The 21,265-nt window shown below is 40.4% G+C and carries 18 protein-coding genes; 12 read left to right on the forward strand and 6 right to left on the reverse strand.

The annotated features are described in order from the left end of the window. Positions 1-3: 3 nt before the first annotated feature. The 3 genes from ACHUE3_RS10590 to ACHUE3_RS10600 all read left to right on the forward strand — a co-directional run bounded on the left by ACHUE3_RS10590 (position 4) and on the right by ACHUE3_RS10600 (position 5,238). Positions 4-660 (forward strand): Crp/Fnr family transcriptional regulator, encoded by a 657-nt coding sequence (locus ACHUE3_RS10590; RefSeq protein WP_135473089.1) that lies wholly within the window; start codon positions 4-6, stop codon positions 658-660. 379 nt (positions 661-1,039) lie between these two features. After that, entirely contained in the window at positions 1,040-2,968 is a 1,929-nt protein-coding gene (locus tag ACHUE3_RS10595; protein ID WP_394192382.1) for a hypothetical protein, read from the forward strand. A 149-nt stretch (positions 2,969-3,117) separates the two neighbouring features. Further along, positions 3,118-5,238 (forward strand): YjbH domain-containing protein, encoded by a 2,121-nt coding sequence (locus ACHUE3_RS10600; protein ID WP_394192383.1) that lies wholly within the window; start codon positions 3,118-3,120, stop codon positions 5,236-5,238. 76 nt (positions 5,239-5,314) lie between these two features. Here ACHUE3_RS10600 and ACHUE3_RS10605 read toward each other — a convergent pair whose 3' ends face one another. Continuing rightward, positions 5,315-5,881, reverse strand: coding sequence for a phosphoribosyltransferase (locus ACHUE3_RS10605; protein ID WP_099294960.1), 567 nt, complete (start codon positions 5,879-5,881; stop codon positions 5,315-5,317). A 255-nt stretch (positions 5,882-6,136) separates the two neighbouring features. Continuing rightward, positions 6,137-7,432 carry an aminopeptidase PepB gene (gene pepB / locus ACHUE3_RS10610; RefSeq protein ID WP_394192384.1) on the reverse strand — a complete coding sequence of 432 codons (1,296 nt, stop codon included), beginning with the start codon at positions 7,430-7,432 and terminating at the stop codon, positions 6,137-6,139. Between the two features lie 80 nt (positions 7,433-7,512). Here pepB and sfsA point away from each other — a divergent pair, with 80 nt between their 5' ends. After that, positions 7,513-8,232, forward strand: a complete 720-nt coding sequence (gene sfsA / locus ACHUE3_RS10615) for a DNA/RNA nuclease SfsA (RefSeq protein WP_394192385.1) — start codon at positions 7,513-7,515, stop codon at positions 8,230-8,232. Here the strand turns inward: sfsA and ACHUE3_RS10620 are convergent. Next, positions 8,222-10,768, reverse strand: a complete 2,547-nt coding sequence (locus ACHUE3_RS10620) for a penicillin acylase family protein (RefSeq protein ID WP_394192386.1) — start codon at positions 10,766-10,768, stop codon at positions 8,222-8,224. The two genes, sfsA and ACHUE3_RS10620, sit on opposite strands and share 11 nt — an antisense overlap. A 198-nt stretch (positions 10,769-10,966) precedes the next feature. On the opposite strand from ACHUE3_RS10620, the gene ACHUE3_RS10625 reads away from it, so the two are divergent. The 8 genes from ACHUE3_RS10625 to ACHUE3_RS10660 all read left to right on the forward strand — a co-directional run bounded on the left by ACHUE3_RS10625 (position 10,967) and on the right by ACHUE3_RS10660 (position 17,609). Continuing rightward, positions 10,967-11,956, forward strand: a complete 990-nt coding sequence (locus tag ACHUE3_RS10625; RefSeq protein WP_394192387.1) for an AraC family transcriptional regulator — start codon at positions 10,967-10,969, stop codon at positions 11,954-11,956. A 218-nt stretch (positions 11,957-12,174) separates the two neighbouring features. Then, positions 12,175-12,618 carry an RNA polymerase-binding protein DksA gene (dksA, locus tag ACHUE3_RS10630; protein WP_058560218.1) on the forward strand — a complete coding sequence of 148 codons (444 nt, stop codon included), beginning with the start codon at positions 12,175-12,177 and terminating at the stop codon, positions 12,616-12,618. A 19-nt stretch (positions 12,619-12,637) separates the two neighbouring features. Beyond that, entirely contained in the window at positions 12,638-13,585 is a 948-nt protein-coding gene (gene gluQRS, locus ACHUE3_RS10635) for a tRNA glutamyl-Q(34) synthetase GluQRS (RefSeq protein ID WP_394192388.1), read from the forward strand. 172 nt (positions 13,586-13,757) lie between these two features. After that, positions 13,758-15,191, forward strand: coding sequence for a polynucleotide adenylyltransferase PcnB (gene pcnB / locus ACHUE3_RS10640; protein WP_394192389.1), 1,434 nt, complete (start codon positions 13,758-13,760; stop codon positions 15,189-15,191). Between the two features lie 4 nt (positions 15,192-15,195). Continuing rightward, positions 15,196-15,681: a 2-amino-4-hydroxy-6-hydroxymethyldihydropteridine diphosphokinase gene (folK, locus tag ACHUE3_RS10645; protein WP_394192390.1), complete on the forward strand. Its 486-nt coding sequence runs from the start codon at positions 15,196-15,198 to the stop codon at positions 15,679-15,681. A 31-nt stretch (positions 15,682-15,712) separates the two neighbouring features. Further along, entirely contained in the window at positions 15,713-16,507 is a 795-nt protein-coding gene (gene panB / locus ACHUE3_RS10650) for a 3-methyl-2-oxobutanoate hydroxymethyltransferase (RefSeq protein WP_394192391.1), read from the forward strand. Continuing rightward, complete coding sequence (gene panC, locus ACHUE3_RS10655; RefSeq protein ID WP_394192392.1) at positions 16,507-17,361, forward strand: pantoate--beta-alanine ligase; 855 nt, start codon at positions 16,507-16,509, stop codon at positions 17,359-17,361. The genes panB and panC overlap by 1 nt, the downstream gene beginning before the upstream one ends. A gap of 8 nt (positions 17,362-17,369) precedes the next feature. Further along, positions 17,370-17,609, forward strand: a complete 240-nt coding sequence (locus tag ACHUE3_RS10660) for a hypothetical protein (protein WP_394192393.1) — start codon at positions 17,370-17,372, stop codon at positions 17,607-17,609. A 221-nt stretch (positions 17,610-17,830) separates the two neighbouring features. Here the strand turns inward: ACHUE3_RS10660 and ACHUE3_RS10665 are convergent, their stop codons facing one another. The 3 genes from ACHUE3_RS10665 to phoB all read right to left on the reverse strand — a co-directional run bounded on the left by ACHUE3_RS10665 (position 17,831) and on the right by phoB (position 20,973). Further along, a complete protein-coding gene (locus ACHUE3_RS10665) occupies positions 17,831-18,799 on the reverse strand; it encodes a PstS family phosphate ABC transporter substrate-binding protein (protein ID WP_394192394.1) in 969 nt (322 codons plus the stop codon). 72 nt (positions 18,800-18,871) lie between these two features. After that, positions 18,872-20,218: a phosphate regulon sensor histidine kinase PhoR gene (gene phoR, locus ACHUE3_RS10670; protein WP_394192395.1), complete on the reverse strand. Its 1,347-nt coding sequence runs from the start codon at positions 20,216-20,218 to the stop codon at positions 18,872-18,874. A gap of 65 nt (positions 20,219-20,283) precedes the next feature. After that, positions 20,284-20,973 (reverse strand): phosphate regulon transcriptional regulator PhoB, encoded by a 690-nt coding sequence (gene phoB, locus ACHUE3_RS10675; RefSeq protein WP_394192396.1) that lies wholly within the window; start codon positions 20,971-20,973, stop codon positions 20,284-20,286. Positions 20,974-21,265: the final 292 nt, after the last annotated feature.

Consider the following 21,265-nt stretch of genomic DNA (forward strand, 5'->3'; position numbering starts at 1 on the left):
TTGATGTTTCAATATCATTTTTCGAGTTATCTAGTTGAGCAACTTCTCACTTTTGCAGGTAGTCGATACCAGCAATCAAAAAAAGAAGTGCTAATTCACCAAGATCAGCCTTTAACAAAGCTCGTGTTAGTACGAAGCGGTACTGTGTCATTTAGCTATGACGTGGGTAACGGCAGACGTCTATTGTTAGGGCAGCTTGATTGTAATAATACACTGATTGGCGAAATTGAAGCCCTCAACAACAACCCGTGTATTTATACTGTAACTTGTTTTAGTGATGTGAGTTATAACTTAATCGAATTAAAGCATTGGCGAGCCTTATTATTAGACAAACCTGAGTTGAGCTTATATACAGCACAAACTATTGCTGCAAAATTTCAAGAGAACCAAAAAATAAACTTGGATAAATTACTGCTTCCCCTTGGTTACAACATCGCTAAAGACTGTTTATTAAGAGCAGAAAATAACAACCCAACATTACTGCGTGCTTACCCAACGGTTAATGCCGAAGCTGAGCGGTTTGCAACAACCGAAAGAGCCTATCGCCGTGTTGTGTCAGAACTAGTTGAAAAAGGCTTAGTTGAAAGGTCTAACAATGGTTTGAAGGCGGTTAACCTTGATAAACTCAGTGATTACGTAGATAGCTTTTCACAGATCTAACTATATTATCCTTTTCACGAATGCTATTATTGATGAAATTACACAAAACATACATAATTTAGCAATATAAAAGATGCTAAATTATGTATGTTTTACATGGTATGCTAGTTACATTAGCATCTAAACTTTAGAGTAAGCGCTGCCAATACATTATTTGTACTCAACTTGAGTACACTAGTAACACTGATTACAATTTTCTTATTAATTTAAAGAAAGTATATATAATGTTCACTTGACGTATATATAATGTGCGCTTATCCTTCATAAACAAAATTATTGTATCATAGTAAAAGTACCTCTTTAAGGGACCTCTAATGATACTAGTTTAACTGCAATTAAGTCTGTTTACTTAAAGAGAAAGGAAAGAAAGGTAACGATTATGGGAAATAATAATTTCAAGCTAACCAAGCTAGCGCTAGCTCTTGGCCTAACAGCAAGCTTAACTGCTTGTTTCAGCGACAACGATGACAACAAATACGAAAAACCACCAGTTAAGCCACCTGAAACAGTAGTGGTTGCGGTACCACCTGCAGCTGCTGAAGTTCAAGCTGGTGCTATTACTGTAAGTCTAGTTGATGTTCAAGGCAATCAATTAGTTGACACTACTGCAACCATTAAATTTACCTCTTCTGAAGACGGCCTAGTAACTTCAGCTGGTGCTGAATTATCTGAAGAAAACAAATCTACGACTGCAAGTCTTTTTGCTTTTAATGTTAGCGCAATTCCAGCTGACGGCATTGACTACAGCTATGTTGTTACCGCTGAAGGGTATTTAAGTAACTCAGGAACTTTCTCCCTAACTGCAGAAGAAACCTCTCTTGCACAAGAAATCCGCTTAACACCTAGAACACTTCCTGATTCAGACGTTGCAGTTGTAGCAGCTACAACTGCTTTAGCTGATTTAGCTGAGGAAGGTACTGACGTTGCCTATGACGAAAGTACAGGCCTAGTTATTTCTGGTGATAAATCAGAAATTGAGCTGAAGCAAGAAATTTCTGGCGATAAAGCTAGCACTGCTGTTGGTGGAACAACTGTTAAGCTTAAAAGCGGTACTAAATTCATCAAGAAAGACGGTACGGCAATGACAACAGTCCCTGAAATGACTGTTGCTTACTTCGCAAATGAAGCGACTCGTAATACAACTGAATCTGAAGAAAATGCTGCTGAGTCATCTTCATTAGATGCTTTCCCAGGTGGTTTAGCCCTTTCTGTTGCAGGTCCAGACAGTGACGACGCTGTTGCTGGCTCATTCACATCTGGTGGTTTTGTAGCTATTGAATTAGTAGATGACGAAGGCAACAAGGTTAGTACTTTTGGTGAAGATGAAAATGGGAACCCAATTGCACTAACGGTTGCAATGCAAGTAGACAAAAATACTAACAACCCATGCCCTATTATTTTCGATGAAACTTCAGCAGACTCGTTAACTGCTCAAGCAGAGGCTGGCGGTTACAAAAATGGTGTTTGTACAATTGCAACACCTACTAGCCGTGATTTACAAGCAAACGATATATTTCCAGTTTGGAGTTATGACGAAGACGCTGGTGAATGGAAGTTTGAAAACTACGGTGTTGTAAAAGATAACGGTAATGCAACTACATTTGATGTTGAAGTAGATGTTGAACATTTATCTTATTGGAACCTAGATTTCTTTACTTACCGTATTGGCGCATCTAAATGCCCTAATAATAGACTAACCTTCAACATTGTAGATCAAAACGATGAGCCTAATGAAGTTAGATCGAGCTTGGTAATTGAAGCTAAAGGCTACCGCTCGGTAATTAACAGCTTTGGCGGTAATTACGACTCAGGTAATTTCTTAAATCCACCGTCATTCCCTGTAAAAATCAAAATGTTGAGAGATGGTAAAAACATTTTAGATGGTGTTGTTGGCCAGGCAAGCGCTGATGGAGTATCTTCAGCTGTTGAATTTGATGACTTATGTGACTTACAAGGTCAAACTATTAAGCTAAATTCGGCTCCTGTTACTATTGTTGAAAAACAAATCACTACTCAGCTAATTTGTAGTAATACTGAAGACTTTGAAGTTGCTACAGCTCCAGTTGTAACACCTACAAACGTTAATATTTACCAAAGTGGTAAATTCGTTCGTAGTATTTACTCAACGGGTACATTCTCGTTGAAACTGGAAGAAGGTGGAACATACACAGCTTCTTACGAAGACACAAACACTGGTGACTTTATTTCAACCGACCTTACAGCTGACGCATCAGCCGCTACATTTGATATCCCAACTGTATGTGAAGTTGAAGAAGTTGAAGCAACTGGTTCTGGTTCTGGTTCTTAATTACTACTAGAACACTACCTTCTAAAGCCGCGCATTTGCGCGGCTTTTGTTTATCTTGCTATTAAGTTATTGCTTCATTTATATTATGGTAGAAGTAACTTTGGGTTTTAAAATTTAAAACCTCATTTAAATCTAAATTGGTTAATCACGTGACTTATTATAAAAAAACTCTCGCGACACTTTGTGCAATTGGTGCCAGCTCTTCTGCTTTTGCTGCTAATGATTTAAATCATGGCATTGCATTTAATGGTTTTACTGGAATTTTTCATACTCCCACAGCGGCCGTAATGAATAAAGGCGATATTGATATAGGCTACAGCAACCAGCTGGAAATAAGAGATAAATACACCGATGGCCATAACTTCACATTTTCTGCGGGGCTTTTTGACGGCCTAGAGGTAAGCGGTAGAATTACTTCGTCGTCTATGCATGATAACCTTTATAGCTACGAAAATGACGGGCAAATTCGCGATCTCTCTTTTAATGCCAAGTATCAAATCCCTTTTATCCCTACAGACTGGTTTACTGTTGCTATTGGTGCAAAAGACATAGGCGGCGCGGCTAATAATTATGAAGCATATTATGCTGTAGTTTCAAAAGAGTTATGGGACTTTCGTTTTAGTGCGGGCATGGGAAGCTCTGACGCGACCATAGGTCAACTTGATGGCGCTTTTGCAGGTGTTGAATATCAGCCCTTCACTTGGCTATCTATCCTTGCAGAGCATGACTCAGAGGCTTTTAATTTGGGTGCTAAAGTGACTGTTCCTAAAGAGTGGCTTTATGACATTGCAACTGTGTCTCTGAATACCCGCTTTTATTCAAATACCGAACTTGCTGATGAAGACACTTATTGGGGAGTAAACATCAGTATGCCGCTAAGTAATGAAGCTCAAAGCAACTATACACAACCTAAAGCAGCCCCTATACCTGATACTATACAAACACCTTCTGTAGCAAAAAAAGATAGAAAACCACAATTTCAAGTGAGTGCTTTAGCAAACTTAAATTCACCGCAAACTGTATCCAAGTCTAAAAAAATAGATCAAGCCAATAAAAGTAATAATCAAAACATACACGGCTTAAAATCAGCTTTAAGCAATGATGGTTTCGAAAATCTGCGCGTGGGTTTATCTGAAAGTGATTTAATAATAGTTGAATTTGAAAATTCGGTTTATAACCGAAATGAAATTGACGCTTTAGGACTCGTGCTAGGCCGTATTACTGAGCACTTCCCTAAAGGAAATAACGACTTTATTGTTCGTTTATCAAAATTAGACATACCTATACTACAAGTAAGTGGGCAACTGGAAAATTACCGACGCTTTATCAGTGAAAATATAACGCCTGATTTACTCGTTAAAACTCAATTTACTAGTCAAGATACGCAATCTATCAAATGGGCTGGAAACACAACAACGACAAGCCCTTACTTTGTTCCAAGGGTAACATTTTCACCTTCTTTATCATCTAGGCACGCAACAGAGTTTGGCGTACTCGATTATTCATTAGCACTACAAGCCGACTTAAATATTCCTATTTGGCAAGGTGCAGGTATAAATGTAACTGGCCAAGTAAATGTAGCTAATACAAGTCACTTTGAAGATCGCAAAATTTTCTCTAACTCACGCCAAGAAACGGGGATTACGCGTGCGGTCGCTTACCAGACGTTTTCACTACCGTTTAATATCTATAACCAAACTCAGATTGGACTATTTCAAGATTACTTTGACTTTATGGGTATAACTAATGAAACGGCATGGCAAAGCCCTGCTGGTGCTCATAAATTAAAAGCTAAAATAGGCTATTTTGAATATAAAGATTACAACACAGATAAACGTGATTACTCATTACTTTCATACCGTTATTTATGGGCTGAAAAAGATGTATCTTTTCATATAACTGGCGGGCAGTTCTGGAATGAAGATACAGGCTATAAACTTGAAACTAAATTTTGGTTCGGTGATGCAAATTTACGATTAATGTACATAGATACCGATGTGCAAAAAGTAGGCATTGGTTTTAGCATCCCACTATCGCCTCGTAAAGATATGAGCGCAGGTAATTGGCAAGTCAAAGGCACAAAAAATTGGAGTCACAGTGTGAACACTGTTATAAACCAAGATGTTAACTTAATTAATAGAACAAGTGCAGTTACACCTACCTCATCTATTGACCTTGACAATACTTTCTTTAACCAAGATAGAATGTCGAGTAGTTATATTTATTCGCACATTGCAAGGTTAAAAGAAGCATTTGAAATATATAAATAATATTTTAGATAAATAATTACATACAATAAAAAAGGCCTATTAAAGGCCTTTTATATTGTATGAGTAATACTTGAATTTACTTTTCTAGCAATAAATCATGAATTTTTGCAAGATCCGTTTTACCTTCGATGATCTCATCAGGCGTTAACCCTGATAACTCATGCGGGAAAACGAGCCACTCTTCAGATTCATGAATGTAGTAATCTGGTTTCATATCAACTTTTGAGTTTTTCGGCTTGTAGTATGGGCATGCTACACGAATATCTTTTGGTAAATTTAAACGCATTAACTCTGAAAGCTTTTCTTTTAATGCAAAAATACTACGGCCAGAGTCAAAAACATCATCGACAATAAGTAGCGAATCACCGGCATTGGCATTTTCAATAATGTAATGTAAACCGTGAACTTTGATCTCTTTTGATTGCTGGTTAATACCGTAATACGAAGATGTACGTACTGCGATATGATCAGTTTCTATGCCTTTATAATCATAGTATTCTTGCACTGCAATACCAATTGGTGCACCACCGCGCCAAATACCAATAATAAAATCAGGACGAAAACCGTCTTGGTAAACTTGTGCGGCAACGCGAAAAGAATCTTCAAGTAATTGTTGCGCCGTGATGTAAGTCTTATCAGACATAATAGAAACCCCAGTGTATGTAGTTCAATCAAGTGTAGTCTAAGCAAGACAAAGTTAACCACCTGAAAAGCTGTGGGGCGAGATTTTAACTTAAATTAGGATAAAAAGCTTGTTTGCGGGGGATTTTTAATGGTTATCAGCTAAAAACGAATCTAAACGTACAGCACAATGAGCTCTTTAAAAAAAATAGCACTTTATTTTCACAAGGTGCTACTTTCATCAATAATGCTTATTAAGCCGCTTTAAATAGCTAAATTACGCTTTTTCAAGCAGTGTACGGGCAACTGTACGCATACCAACAGTTGTTGCACCTGCAGCCCATTGACCTGTACTCCCCATATTAAACGCAGCTGCTAAATCAATATGTACCCAGCCTTTGCCATCATTTGGTACAAAGCGTGATAAGAAACCTGCCGCATTTGATGCGCCGCCATAACCGCCACCCTTTTGTGCTCGGCTATTTGCCGTATCAGCATAAGGTGATGGGCAGTTTTGTTGATGCCACTTTTCAAGTGGTAATGGCCAGCCAGCTTCCATTTCTTGCTCTGCAAAGCCTTCAACTTCACGTACAAACTCTTTATCAAGACCAAATAATGCATTGTACTCTTGACCAACTGCAACCAGTGCAGCGCCTGTTAGAGTTGCAGCATTGATAATAAGCGGTGCACCGGTTTCTCCGGCAGCCATAAGACCATCAGCTAGTACTAGGCGCCCTTCAGCATCGGTATTTACAATTTCAACCGTTGTGCCATTTTTATAAGTAAGAATGTCACCTAGTTTATATGCATGGCCAGAAATCATGTTCTCTGCGCAGCATAAAAATAACTTAATACGTTTATTAATACCACGGCTAATAGCTAAGGCAAGACCAGCAGTAACAGTGGCTGCACCACCCATATCGCATTTCATGCCCAGCATGCCTTCACTTGACTTAATTGAGTAACCGCCTGAGTCAAACGTGATACCTTTGCCCACTAAAGCCGCGTCAACTGGTGCATTGTCGTCCCCAGTTGGGTTGTAGTCTAATGCTAGTAATACTGGCGGACGCTCACTGCCACGACCAACAGCATGAATACCAATCCATTGCTGCTCAAGCAACGCATCGCCTTTAATAATTTGGTAGCTAACATGCTCAGGTGCAAGTGATTGAATAAATTCAGCCGCTTTACCAGCAAGGCTTTCAGGAAAAATATCATCTGCTGTGCCATTGATCATTTCACGTGCCCAAGTGGCAGAACGCAGTAATGAATTAAGTTCTTGGCTATCTGTTTTAGCATTTTGTGCAAACTCAACGCCTGCTAACGTTTTAGGAGAAACAAAGCCTTGATAAAATGCCCATTGTGTTTCAGTGCACCAGCAATCGCCAGCTAAAACCACATTTTTAACACCTTGATTGGCAATGGTACGCGCCGCTTTTTGCACGTTTTTTAAGGTCTCTTGCTCGGCTAAATGAACCGTGGCGCCCTGCTCGTTAAATGAAAGTGTGGCGTTTTCGCCCCAATGAGATGCAGCCGCTTGTTCGCTTAATTGAACAACAAATTTTTCAGACATGTTAGAATACTCTTTGCGCTAATTAGTGGCACTGAGTCTACTATAGCTGGCACAACTTCCCAACTGATTGAGACTAAATAATGAAATTTGCTAAGCCTTTACAACCAGCCACATTAATCAAGCGCTACAAACGATTTTTAGCCGATTTACGCTTAGTGGATGGCACTGAGTTCACTGCACATTGCGCTAACACTGGTAAAATGACAGGCTGCGCCGAGCCTGAATTCAACGCATTTTACTCAACCAGTGATAATACAAAACGTAAATATCCGCATTCTTTAGAGCTCACTCAAAATCAGTTTCAACACCTCATTTGTGTTAATACGGCGCTTGCAAATAGAGTGGTCGATGAAGCACTGCAAAACAAAAGAATTGCTGAACTGAGCGGTTATGCGCAATTACAAAGCGAAGTAAAATACGGTCAAGAGAACAGCCGTATCGACTTTTTACTCAGCGACCCTAATCGCCCAAATTGTTATGTCGAAGTGAAATCAGTCACGTTATTAAGCCAAGACGCGCCAGAAACGGGCCAAGGCTATTTTCCTGATGCGCAAACGTTACGCGGGCAAAAACATATTCGCGAATTAATAGAAATGGTTGAACAAGGCCATCGTGCAGTATTATTGTTTGCTGTGTTGCATGAGGGCATCACACAAGTGAGTGCAGCTAAACATATCGATGAAAAGTACGCCCAGTTACTAACAGAGGCGATTGCTAAAGGTGTTGAGGTATTGGCTTACAAAGCGAAAATTTCGGCCAGAGAAGTTACTCTGGCCGAGAGAGTGGCATTTATTCCTTAGTTAGTGAAATATCCATTTCAGCAATCAAATTAAGGTTAATATCTTCATCTTTGAACAATAATGGCCTAAGCGTGGCATTTTCAGAGTAAAAACGTGATTGATCATCAAAATGATCCGACGTTGAGTCTGAGCTTTGCGACATCGTTAATAGCCCTTTGGCAACCGGGCCATCGTCGGTGAAGTTCATCACAAACATCCAGCTAGAACCATAATTGACCGGATAACCTGCACTACTTAGGTTTGAGCGCAGTGGTTCACCCGTAATAGCGTCATTTAACGCTTGATGATCAATGTAAGGGATCAAAGTTGAACGAGTCGTACCGCTACGATCGAATCGAAACACATTGAATCCACCTTCAACATGCATAGGGCCGCTCCACGGTAGTTTTTCCCCTGAGGCATTACCACCTGCGAGCGTTTTCTCTACAAATTGCATCTGCGCAAGGGTTGCATCAAGTGCGATCCCATTACTTTGTAATGTAGCAACAGCATGTGCCAAGGTAGCCAAGGCAGAGCCGTCAATACGCAAAGTATTCGGTGTGCTCGCAGGGTTTGTGACATCAAAATTATCTGCAAGCAACGTATCTGCATCAAATAAATGAGCAAACTCACGGATTAGGGCCGCACCTTTAGTCTCTAGATTCATTGCGCCATTCCACTGCGCTAACACACTGCACGCTTGCGTTAGGTCGATACTATCACCATTACTTAACATGACAGGCGTGTCACCTTGCGCTTGGCACTGAGCAACCAGCTGTTCAAACACCAGCTCACCAAGATAAATGCGATCGCCAACAAGCGCCGTTTCAAGCTCGTCAAGAGTGAATAAACCATCTTCACCACCGCCATCTTTTAACAGCTGTAAGGCCATTCGGGTTCGCAATGAAAGCGGTTTGTGTACATCACCATATTGTGCAGCAAAACCGAGTAATGGTTGCTCTGGATTGGTTACCCAATAACTGTCGTTAGAATTTTGCACATAGTCGGTACGGTTTAACTGCGGCGCTTTTTCAAACGGCACATTGCCATCAGCTTCAAATAACTTTAAGTTACCTGGTACTAAATCAAACCCGGTCGATTCGCGCAGTGCAACGAGCTCAGGCTGAATACGAATCGCCATATTAGCGGTATCACCCACATTAAGTACTGTGCTGTCATCAACGAAAAACACATTACCGTCTTTATCCGTTGCCATTGTATTGTTAAACGACACGCCGTCAAACTGTGCAAACGAGGCTTTCATGTCATCTAGGCTGCGCGCTTGGTTTAAAGCTGACCACTGAGCAACCACGTCCATATTGAACTCATTGGCATCTTTAATAGTAAACGCTTGGCTATCATCCCAGCCCAAGCCGTTTGCAGCCGGTGTTTCAATCATTAAGCCGTGGTGGCTGTAATAAAAGTCTTTTTCCAGCTCGATTGTCATACCCGGCGCAACCGCGACTTCGACAGATACTTTTTTAGTTGTAATGGTGTGGTTATCGCCTTCAACGCTGTAACTCATTCGGTCGTTTTCATTTAGCGCTAATTGATAGATTAAAAAATGTCGTGCGGTTGAAAATGTGTGCGTCCAGGCAACATGCTCATTAAAACCAATGTTGATTACCCCGGGCATCCCCTGCAAGCTGCCGCCCATCACATTCATCGCACCTGGTATAGTCAAATGTGATTGCCAAAATCGTAGGTTACCTTCGTGAGGAAAGTGCGGATTGGCTAATAAGCCCCCTTTACCATTGGCCATTTTATCTTTGCCAACACCCCAGCCATTCGACCCTAAATGCTCGTACTTTTTCTCTAGTTTAAAGCTTTTAGCTTGTTGATTGATATTTTTAACAACGCTTGAAACTGCACTAGGTGCTGACTCTTTCGGGGTAGGTAAATATTCGCTATCGTCCCCAGGGTTGGCTAAAAATGCCAGATCTAAAAAGTTAGCTGAACTTGCAAGCTGCACTGTCGCCATGGCGTATGCCAACATATCTTCTGGAGTTAATTCAAACACCCACGGCTGCGATGCGCACTCTGGGGCTAAGTTATCAGTACCAGTATCGCTCACATATTTGTTAAACCCTTGGACAAAACCTTCATAATGCGCGCGGCTAGCATCGTTTAGTTCACTGTAATGCTCTTTAGCGTAGGCATTTACGCCTAAAGCTTTATAACCAAAATCAGAGATTAAATGCGCTGAATCACCACTGCCAGGTACTTTGTCTGGGCCATAAAACTTAGCACGTTCGCCGCGGGTTTTTACTATTTGATCAAGCAATAAGCAGGCATGATCTTTTGCATACGCATAACCACTGCCAAATGCTAAGCTTTCTAAGTTATCAGCCTCAATATGAGGCACCCCAAAGGTCGTCCAGCGAATATTCGCATCGAGCGAGTTATCATCATCAAATGCCGTAATAACTGGTGCGTGTTCTGGGCTGGTCTCAACCACTACAGGTGGTGGCTCAACAGTATTGTTGTCATTATCCGAGCCGCATGCAGTTAATAATAACGCTGCTGCAATACTAATAGAGAGTGTGTGAAGTTTCATTGTGGTTCCTTGTTGGTTAATCTCAATGCTAGATACAATTAGCAGAGCTGTTAACCTCAATTCAGGTTATTTATTGTTTTATCCAACCTTTACCATGCCCTATAAAACGGTCTAAATCTTGACTCCCCACGCAAAAAATTGACTTTGCGCGCCAACTAATGCAGCTTGATGCCATCTATTTATTAAAAAGTAACTAAAATGTATTTTGTCAGTAGCCAAATAATCCGCTCCTTAGTGCATTTTTTAATAGCCCAAGGGCTTGATCCAGAAGCAGTAAATAAACGCTTACTCAACCGAGCAAAACACCTCGATGATAGCCGCTATAAATACCCAGTTACAGACTATGAACAGTTAATGGCATTTGCAGCACAACAACTTTGTTGCGATCATATAGGATTAAAATTTGGCCAATCTTTAAAAACGCAAAGCTGGGGTTTACTTGGCCACATTGCACTAGTGAGTGATTCTTTAGGCAAGGTGCTACAACACGCTTTACAACTTAATACGTTAGTACGGAATGTAGGGATTATTCAACTGCATCACGAGCACCAAACGAGTCATTTAAGTTGGTACCCAAGCACTCAAATCCAGCACCATATGGTTGATGAACTATTCAGTAGTTGGCTTTCTTTCGCAAAATATTGCAGTTTCAAAAATACAGATTTGTCACTTATAAAGGTACAGCTTACCAGAGCTGAGCCTAAGCCTGAGAGTTTACGCGCATATAAAGCTGTATTTAATTGTCCCATCGAGTTCCATGCAACAACTAATACGCTTAGCTTTAAAAGTAACATGCTTAGTAGTCCACTCAATTCAGCGAACCAAGAACTAGAGCAACTATTATCAGCGCAAGCGATTGAACTGATCAGTGAAGATGACCGTATAAACCAGCTTAAAGCATACATTACCGCTCACTTTCCTAATGTACCCAATGTTGAACAAGCTGCAACACAGTTTGGTTTTAAAAAACGCAGCTTACAACGTTATTTAACTGAGCAAGGCTGCAACTATTCAATGCTGGTTGATGAGCTGCGCAAATACCATGCTAAACGTATGTTGCTTAATAAAGTGAGTGTGCTGGAGGTTAGTAACCGATTGGGTTTTTCTGAACAAAGTGTATTACAACGCGCATTTAAGCGCTGGTATGGTTGCTCACCGAAAAAGTTTTTAACTCAAATAAAAAATTAAGTTGTATTAATTATATTTGCCCATATAACTAGGCCAGTTAAAAAATCACACTGTGATTAAAAAGCAATCAAAAATAATCGCCTGATACCTTTTAAAGCAGTAAAAACAAATTAACCACAGCTAATTAATTAAAAATAAATTTGCCTAGGCCATAGGATTCTGTTATTTATAGCCGCCGGCTAAAGCTGGGCATTATATTAAGGATTTAGGAGAAAGTTATGCCAGACCAAAAAAAATTAGGGTTATTGGCTCAGGCCGGATTAGAACCGTACCAGGAAAAACCGGGCGAAGAGTATATGAATGAAGCACAACGTGCTCATTTTAAAACTATTTTGGAAGCATGGCGCAACGATTTACGCAACGAAGTAGACCGCACTAAATCGCACATGCAAGACGAAGCTGCTAACTTTCCTGATCCAGTTGACCGTGCTGCACAAGAAGAAGAGTTCTCTTTAGAACTTAGAACACGTGACCGTGAGCGTAAACTGATCAAAAAAATTGAAAAAACAATTATCCTTATCAAAGAAGATGATTTTGGATTTTGTGAATCATGCGGAATTGAAATTGGTATCCGTCGTTTAGAAGCACGTCCTACTGCTGATTTATGCGTAGACTGCAAAACACTTGCCGAAATCAAAGAAAAACAAGCTGGACGTGGTTAATAACTTTTTAAGTTAAGCCATGTCTATTACCACAGCCGTTACTGCGCCTTCTCGCAACTATCGCGGACGCTTTGCGCCGTCTCCTTCTGGGCCTCTTCATTTTGGTTCTTTGGTTGCGGCTGTGGGCAGTTACCTTGATGCAAAACATAATCAAGGCTGCTGGCTGGTTCGTATTGAAGATATAGACACAACCCGCGTAGTAAAAGGCGCAGCTGATGACATTCTCAGAACATTAGAGGCCTACGGCTTGTATTGGGATGAGCAAGTTGTTTATCAAACTCAGCGCCATGAGTTATACCAACACACTATTTCGCAGCTACAAAGCCAAAACCTGGTGTATGCCTGCAACTGCTCACGCAAGCAAATCAAAGCACTGGGTGGAATATATCAAGGCCATTGTAGAAGTCGCTCCCTAGATAACAGTAATTGCGCTCTGCGCTTAATTCAACAACACCCTACAACACAATATCGCGACCTTATTCAAGGCGATGTTATCGTTGACTCTAACCTCGCCCAAGAAGATTATATTATTAAGCGCAGCGATGGTTTATTTGCTTACCAACTCGTGGTTGTCGCGGATGATATTGCCCAAGGAATTACAAATGTCGTGCGTGGTGCTGATTTATTAGAGCCTACAGCCAGGCAGCTCAGTTTATTTAAACAACTTGATAGTATTGCCCCTAATTATGCCCACCTTCCTTTGGCCGTTGCCAAGCCGGGGTTTAAACTATCAAAGCAAAACTACGCGCCTGCTATTTGCAAACAACAACCCAAACCAGCATTATTTAATGCATTTCAATTTTTAGGTTTAGCACCCGAGCAAGAATTACTAACTGTTAACATTGAGCAAATGATGAATTGGGCAATTACCCGTTATCAATTATTAAATGTACCCAAAGTAGCACAAATTCAAATTTCTCAGTCAGCAGATCATCAAGCAACGCTGTTTACTCACATAATTAAGTAAAAATTCGCTAAATAGTGTTTATTTTAAAGTCTTCAACTTAATTTTTGAGCTGCACTGGTATATTATACCCAACTTTAGCAAACCTTAAACGCAGTACGTTTTTCGCCAAGTATGCACATTCTTCGTGCAGTTAATAACAAAATACAGCTATACTTGGTTAGATTTTTGATGGATGTGCCGTCATTTAACAGAGTTCTGTAGGAGACAGATTATTATTTCCAAGCTTTTTCAATTTTGTCGGCAAATTATTGGGCCAAATGGCACTCAAACACATCAACCAGAACAAGAACAAACCTTGCCTTTGGTTATTGGACGTAATGAGCACGGTATTTCTCGTAAACAATTTAGCCCTAATGCAATCAAGGTATTATACCGCCTGAAAGATGGAGGATTTGATGCCTACCTTGTTGGTGGTTGTGTTCGTGATATTTTGTTAGGGCAACAGCCAAAAGACTTTGATGTTGTAACCAACGCCACGCCAGAGCAAGTAAAAAAGCTATTTCGTAACTGTCGTTTAATTGGTCGCCGATTCCGCTTAGCACATATTGTTTTTGGCCGCGAAATTATTGAAGTAGCCACAATGCGTGGCCATCATGAAGCCGCTGAAGACAAAAACCAAATTAGCCAATCAAGCGATCAAGGTCAATTGCTGCGAGATAACGTTTTTGGCAGTATTGAAGAAGATGCCGAGCGCCGCGATTTTACAATCAATGCCCTATATTACTCTATTAATGACTTCTCAATTCATGATTTTGCCAATGGTATTGCCGCTATTAATGCAAGGCAAATTGAGTTAATTGGCGATCCACAAACTCGCTACAGAGAAGACCCTGTACGCATGTTACGTGCAGTGCGCTTTGCCACCAAGCTTGATATGACTATTGCGCCTGCAACTGAAAAGCCAATGAAAGAACTGGCAAGCCTTCTTGATAACATTCCTCCAGCGCGGTTATTTGAAGAAACGTTAAAGCTTTTCTTAAACGGTAAAGCTGAAGAAAACTTTCTTATGTTACGCCGCTATGATTTATTTAAGTCATTATTCCCAGCACTTGATAAAATCTTAGATAAAAATCCTGAGGGATTAGAACATTCTCTTATTCAGCAGATGTTCCGCAATACAGATGAGCGTATTAACGCGGATAAAAAGGTCACGCCAGCTTTCATCTTTGCTGCTCTACTGTGGTTCCCATTATTAAAAATAGCGAAACAGCTACAACTCAGTGAACAACTTTCAGAGTATGATGCGTACACCCAAGCAATGAATAAAGTGCTCAGTGAAAACGCACAACACATTGCCGTACCAAAGCGTTTTACCTTAGGCGCCCGTGATATTTGGCATATACAGCAACGCTTAGACAAACGTTCAGGCCAACGTGCATTTAGATTGACTCAACAACCGCGTTTTAAAGCCGCTTATGACTTTTTACTCTTACGCGTGCAAGCCGGTGAACATCAACACCAAGAACTCGCAAATTGGTGGAGTGAATACCTAAATAAAGACATGAATGGCCAAAAAGACATGGTGAGAGCATTAGGGAGCCAAGGCGCACCTAAAGGCCGACGCCGTTCACGTCGTCGTAGCAGCCCAAAACCGGCAGCTGAGTAATAAAATGGAAACTGTATACCTAGGCCTAGGGGCGAATTTAAACGCCCCTCGTGAGCAATTAAACAATGCTATTTTAGCCTTACAAACGCTTCCACATTGCGAATTTATTAGTGTATCTCGTCACTATGCTAGCAAACCGATGGGCCCGCAAGATCAGCCGGACTATGTCAATGCCGTAGCGGCTATAAAAACGAATCTCCCTCCCGAACAGCTTCTTGATTTAACACAAAAAATTGAACTGGACCATGGTCGTGTTCGTAAAGAGGAGCGCTGGGGTCCACGGACGCTGGATATCGATATTTTATTATTTGGAAATCAAGTAATAAACACAGAACGGCTAACAGTTCCCCATTATGGTTTGACTGAGCGTGAATTTGTCGTCTACCCATTACTTAAAATTGCGCCTGATATTACCTTGCCCACTGGCGAGAAGTTAACAGATATTACCGCAACATTAGCATTAAACGAATTACAACAATTACCTCTGTAATTAATTTCAGGGCGTTGCCTACGAGGATATTATGTCTAAAATAACAGTCTCTACTCTCAATAAGATGAAAGCAGAACAACAAAAAATAACCGCTTTAACCGCTTACGATGCCAGCTTTGCGAAGCTCTTTTATGATAACGGTGTTGACGTTGTTTTAGTAGGTGATTCACTCGGTATGGTACTGCAAGGTGGTGACGATACCCTCGCGGTAACAAATACAGACATCGCCTACCATACTCGCTGCGTCCGTGCTGGCAGCCGTGATTTATTTGTCATTGCAGATATGCCGTTTATGACCTATTCAAACCCGCAGAAAAGCTGTGAAAATGCAGCGCAACTAATGCGTGCAGGGGCAAATATGGTCAAGTTAGAAGGGGGTGAATGGTTATACGATTCAATCACAGCCCTAACACAACAAGGTATTCCTGTGTGTGGGCACTTAGGACTCACGCCTCAGTCTGTGCATGTTTTTGGTGGTTTTAAAATTCAAGGTCGCGCAGAAGAGCAAGCTAAAAAAATGATTACAGATGCACAAGCTCTTGAAAAAGCAGGCGCACAAATGATTGTACTTGAATGTATCCCTTCTGAGCTTGCCAAACGTATTACAGATGCGGTCAGTATTCCTACAATTGGCATTGGCGCAGGGAATCAAACCGATGGCCAAATATTAGTGATGCATGATTTGGTAGGGATTTCTGCAGGTTACATCCCTAAATTCTCGAAAAACTTTTTACTCGAAACAGGCAATATGCCAGATGCCGTAAAAAAATATTGTGCTGATGTTCAAAATGGCACCTTCCCAAGCATTGAACATGAGTTTAAATAATGCAGTCTATAACTGAAATAAAATCATTACGCAGTCAAATTAAAGCATGGCGTCAAGTCGGCCTCAGCGTCGCATTGGTGCCTACAATGGGAAACCTGCATCAAGGTCATTTCTCACTAGTAGAAAAAGCCAAAACAATGGCTGACAAAGTTGTTGTAAGTATTTTCGTTAATCCAATGCAGTTTGGTGAAGGTGAAGACTTAGACAATTACCCGCGTACGTTGAATGCTGATAAACAAGGACTCGCTGAACTGGGCACCGATATTGTTTTTACACCAAGTGTAGAGACCATTTACCCTAATGGTTTAGGCGCACAAAGCTATGTTGATGTACCAAATATATCAATGGGCTATTGTGGCGGCTCACGCCCTGGGCATTTTAAAGGCGTGGCTACTGTAGTAACAAAGCTATTTAATTTGGTTCAACCTGACTTTGCCTGTTTCGGTGAGAAAGATTTTCAGCAATTACAAGTTATTAAAACGATGGTGCGCGATTTATCTATCCCTGTTGAGGTGATAGGCGTTGCGACTACTCGTGAAGTATCTGGTCTTGCGATGAGCTCTCGTAATGGTTACTTATCTGACCTACAAAAAGCCACTGCGGCCAATTTATTTAAAACATTATCTTATGTTGCAGCGCAGTTAAAAGCTGGTCAAAATGACTTTTCAGCTCTTTGCCAACAAGCAAAGCAAATGCTGAACGATGCAGGATTAAAAGCAGATTATTTTGAGATAGCACAGCGCGATACCTTAAAAAGCGCTACTGTAAAAGATGAACAATTAGTCATTTTAGCTGCTGCATATTTAGGTAATGTGAGGCTAATCGATAACTTACAAGTTGATATAAAAAATTAGGGATAAAAATGAATTCACTACTTAAAATAGCCAGCACCACTTTACTTGCTGGGCTTTTATTCGGTTGCCAAAACCAAATAGAAAATCCAGAAATGCAGCAATGTGCACAACAAAATTACCAATGTGAACTTAACTGTGAGCAACAGAGCACAGGAGAAGGCATGGCACATAAGGTATGCAGTACCAAATGTATAGAAACATTTAATCAATGCAAAGCCAATGCTGAGAAGCTAGGGGAAATGCAATAAATAATGGCTTCAAGCTTATCAACCTTGATGTGATAAGCTTCTTCCCTCCCCTCAAGCAAACACTAAACCGCGACTCACTAACCTAAATTATGAATAACTTAGTAAGCGATTAAAACAAACTTTAGCGAGTGTGTGAAGTTGAGTGTTAGGTATTATTACTAGCCATAAAAAAACCGCCTTTATAAAAATAAAGGCGGTTTTTATTATTATCAATTATATGATTATAAAAGGCCTAGTTTTTTAAGCTCTCTCATTGCCATTGCACCTGACAATGGTACGTATCCATCTTTTTCTACAATTTTTTGACCACTTTGAGAAAGTACCATTTTAAGGAACTCTGCATCAATTGGAGAAAGTGGTTTATTAGGGTGCTTGTTTATATAAACGTACAAGAAACGAGATAACGGGTATTTACCTGTTGCTACGTTATCAAGTGTAGCGTCTACGAACTTGTTACCTTTCTTAGCCAGTGGAACAGTACGAACACCCGATGTTTTGTAACCGATACCTGAGTAGCCGATTGCATTTACAGAAGATGAAATTGACTGAACAACTGATGCAGAACCTGGCTGTTCATTTACGTTGTTACGGAAATCGCCTTTACATAAAGCCATTTTCTTAAAGTAGCCATACGTGCCTGATACAGAGTTACGACCATAAAGCTGAATATCTTTAGCAGCCCAATCACCAGTTAAGCCTACATCACTCCAACGAGATACTTCATCTGATGCGCCACATTTACGCGTTGATGAGAAGATAGCGTCAACCTGATCAATACGAAGACCTTCAATTGGGTTATCTTTATGAACAAATACAGCAAGAGCATCAATTGCAACACGAACTTCTGTAGGCTTGTAACCGTAACGCTTTTCAAACGATTCGATTTCTTTTGACTTCATCTTACGGCTCATAGGGCCGAAATTTGCAGTACCTTCAGTTAAAGCCGGTGGTGCTGTTGAAGAGCCAGCTGCCTGAATTTGAATATTTACATTAGGGTAGAAGCGCTTATATTCTTCAGCCCAAAAAGTCATCATGTTGGCAAGAGTGTCAGAGCCCACTGATGAAAAGTTACCTGAAATACCTGTTGTTTTCTCATACTCAGGAATCGTTTTATCTAAAGCTAGCGCTTGTGCAGATACTAATGTTGTAACAGCCACACCCATTGCGGCAACTAAACTTTTAAATTTCATAGGGGTTACTCCGATTTGTTCGTCCCATTTCCTAACTGCTGACTACTTTAAAGCCATTAAATGACAGTTAGATTACTTAATTATTGCACTTTTATGACTTTCGAGTATTTTTGAATTTTCACTCTCTACAAGTTTCTCTTTTGAAAACGAGAAAGAGAAGCATGAGCCCTCACCAAGCTTACTTTTTATTTGTAAATGGCTATCATGGCGTGTAAGCACATGCTTGGTGATCGCCAAGCCTAAACCTGATCCACCCGTTGTGCGACTTCTCGCTTTATCTACACGGTAAAACCGCTCAGTGAGGCGGTTGATATGCTCTGGTGCTATGCCATCACCATTATCAACAACAGAAAAAACGGCTTGATTATCTACCCGCTGCCAGCTTACTGTTATTTTTCCATCTGGTTTAGTGTAATGAATAGCATTAAACACCAAGTTAGAAAACGCACTGCGCAGTTCATCCTCAGCGCCCTTAATATCAAGCTCAGTATCAACCTCAAATATGAGTTCATGCCCTTTATCTTGATTTAGTGACTGAGCTTCAGTACGAATATACGCTAATAACTGAGGGACATTGATTGCTTTATCATTGTCTTGTCGTCTTACACCTTCGATGCGTGACAATGACAATAATTGATTTACTAAGCTATCCATACGCTTACACTGCTCTAGCATGGTATTCTGTGCTTTATTCCACATAGCAGGTGGTGGCATCATATCGCCATCAAACATCTCTAAATAGCCTGTCACTACCGTCAAAGGTGTACGTAACTCATGCGACACATTTGCAACAAAGTCTTTGCGCATTTGTTCTAACTGCTTTAAACGAGTAACATCCCTTACGACCACCATAAGCTGTGAGCTTGCGTATGGCATCACACGGTATTCTAATACTTGCTCAATACTGTGTGAGTTTTCAAGTTCAAGGGCTTCATCAAATTTTTCTTGGTGCATGTATTTAGCAAATTTAGGATCGCGAATTAGGTTATCTAACCGTTGTCCATGATCAGCAGGCCATTGCAAACCGAGTATTTTTAAAGCCAATTGATTACACCAAACAATACTAAGATCCCGCTGTAATACCACTACAGCATCAGGGACAGCTTCTGCACCATCACGAAAGCGGCGAATTAAATCTGCAAGTTCATTTCTCTTTTTGCGATTGCGATGCTGTAGATGATAAATTCCTTCAAAAACTTGCTCCCATGCACCTTCACCTTCTGGTGGGTTAAAACTGCGTTGATTAAGTAGCCAATCACTGAGTCGGTAAAGTTGATGATAATGCCAAACTAATAAAGAAAAAGAGCCTAAAAATAAAAGCAAAAATGGCGCACCAACAAGCACGCCAATAAGTAGTAGGGGTAAAAAATAGATAAGCAAACGCTTCGCAAGCGCTTGCTTATTAACAACTCGATACATAAACTCACTTTACCTTAGAAAAATAAACTTAAGCTAATAAAGTCATTAACTTAACGTTTAAGATACTATAGTTTACTCGAAAAACGGTAACCTGCGCCTCTCACAGTCTGAACCAATCTATCATGGCCCAGAGGAGCAATCGCTTTACGCAAACGACGAATATGCACGTCGACTGTTCTATCTTCAACATAGACATTAGTCCCCCACACGTTATCTAGCAATTGTTCTCGGCTATATACGCGCTCAGGGTGAGTCATAAAGAAGTGTAATAATCTAAACTCTGTAGGACCCATATCCAGCTCACTGCCATCCGAGGTTACGCGATGTGAAATTGGATCCAAACGTAAACCGTGCACCTCAATCGCCTCTTCTAACGACGTTGGTGAAACTCGGCGGATAACTGCTTTAATACGTGCCATCAGTTCTTTTGGTGAAAATGGTTTAGTTACATAATCATCAGCCCCCACCTCTAGACCACGTACTTTATCTTCTTCTTCACCACGGGCTGTTAGCATGATGATAGGGATTTTGCGGGTATGCTCATTTTGTTTAAACTTTTTAGCAACTTGAATACCACTGCCACCAGGCAACATCCAATCCAGTAGTACCATATCCGGGTATGGTTCAACCATGGCTGCAATAGCAGAATCGTAATCTTCGGCCTCAATCGCTTGAAATCCATTTTGTTCTAATACAAAAACTAACATTTCCCTAATAGGCGCTTCGTCATCGACGACAAGTACTTTACGTGACATTCCAATTCTTCTCTTTCGTTATCGAACTTGTTTTCATTATTATGACTAAGTATGACATTTTTATGAAAGTGTAACGTGTAACTTAAAATGAGCGAAAAAAAAAACACAAACAACGCAAAAAAAGCATAAAAACTCATAAATTAGACTTGGTTCAATCAACTTCCTCTCACCTCACTGCAAATGAAATAGGTCAGAGACTACTATTTTCAATCTTCTACAATTGACTTTATAATTCAAAAATCAGCTTATTAATTCCAATTCATAATCTAAAAAATAAGCATTGGATCAAATT

Origin of the sequence: Pseudoalteromonas atlantica, from assembly GCF_043641955.1 — a bacterium.
Taxonomy (GTDB): Bacteria; Pseudomonadota; Gammaproteobacteria; order Enterobacterales; family Alteromonadaceae; genus Pseudoalteromonas; species Pseudoalteromonas atlantica_A.

Bases quoted from the DNA above. Each gene is read 5' to 3' on its own strand.
- panB (WP_394192391.1), top strand. From the start codon at position 15,713: ATGTCTAAAATAACAGTCTCTACTCTCAATAAGATGAAAGCAGAACAA.
- phoB (WP_394192396.1), bottom strand. From the start codon at position 20,973: ATGTCACGTAAAGTACTTGTCGTCGATGACGAAGCGCCTATTAGGGAA.
- gluQRS (WP_394192388.1), top strand. From the start codon at position 12,638: ATGTCTATTACCACAGCCGTTACTGCGCCTTCTCGCAACTATCGCGGA.
- ACHUE3_RS10620 (WP_394192386.1), bottom strand. From the start codon at position 10,768: ATGAAACTTCACACACTCTCTATTAGTATTGCAGCAGCGTTATTATTA.
- phoR (WP_394192395.1), bottom strand. From the start codon at position 20,218: ATGTATCGAGTTGTTAATAAGCAAGCGCTTGCGAAGCGTTTGCTTATC.
- ACHUE3_RS10660 (WP_394192393.1), top strand. From the start codon at position 17,370: ATGAATTCACTACTTAAAATAGCCAGCACCACTTTACTTGCTGGGCTT.
- ACHUE3_RS10590 (WP_135473089.1), top strand. From the start codon at position 4: ATGTTTCAATATCATTTTTCGAGTTATCTAGTTGAGCAACTTCTCACT.
- pcnB (WP_394192389.1), top strand. From the start codon at position 13,758: ATGTGCCGTCATTTAACAGAGTTCTGTAGGAGACAGATTATTATTTCC.
- ACHUE3_RS10625 (WP_394192387.1), top strand. From the start codon at position 10,967: ATGTATTTTGTCAGTAGCCAAATAATCCGCTCCTTAGTGCATTTTTTA.
- sfsA (WP_394192385.1), top strand. From the start codon at position 7,513: ATGAAATTTGCTAAGCCTTTACAACCAGCCACATTAATCAAGCGCTAC.
- folK (WP_394192390.1), top strand. From the start codon at position 15,196: ATGGAAACTGTATACCTAGGCCTAGGGGCGAATTTAAACGCCCCTCGT.
- pepB (WP_394192384.1), bottom strand. From the start codon at position 7,432: ATGTCTGAAAAATTTGTTGTTCAATTAAGCGAACAAGCGGCTGCATCT.
- ACHUE3_RS10595 (WP_394192382.1), top strand. From the start codon at position 1,040: ATGGGAAATAATAATTTCAAGCTAACCAAGCTAGCGCTAGCTCTTGGC.
- ACHUE3_RS10665 (WP_394192394.1), bottom strand. From the start codon at position 18,799: ATGAAATTTAAAAGTTTAGTTGCCGCAATGGGTGTGGCTGTTACAACA.
- ACHUE3_RS10605 (WP_099294960.1), bottom strand. From the start codon at position 5,881: ATGTCTGATAAGACTTACATCACGGCGCAACAATTACTTGAAGATTCT.
- panC (WP_394192392.1), top strand. From the start codon at position 16,507: ATGCAGTCTATAACTGAAATAAAATCATTACGCAGTCAAATTAAAGCA.
- dksA (WP_058560218.1), top strand. From the start codon at position 12,175: ATGCCAGACCAAAAAAAATTAGGGTTATTGGCTCAGGCCGGATTAGAA.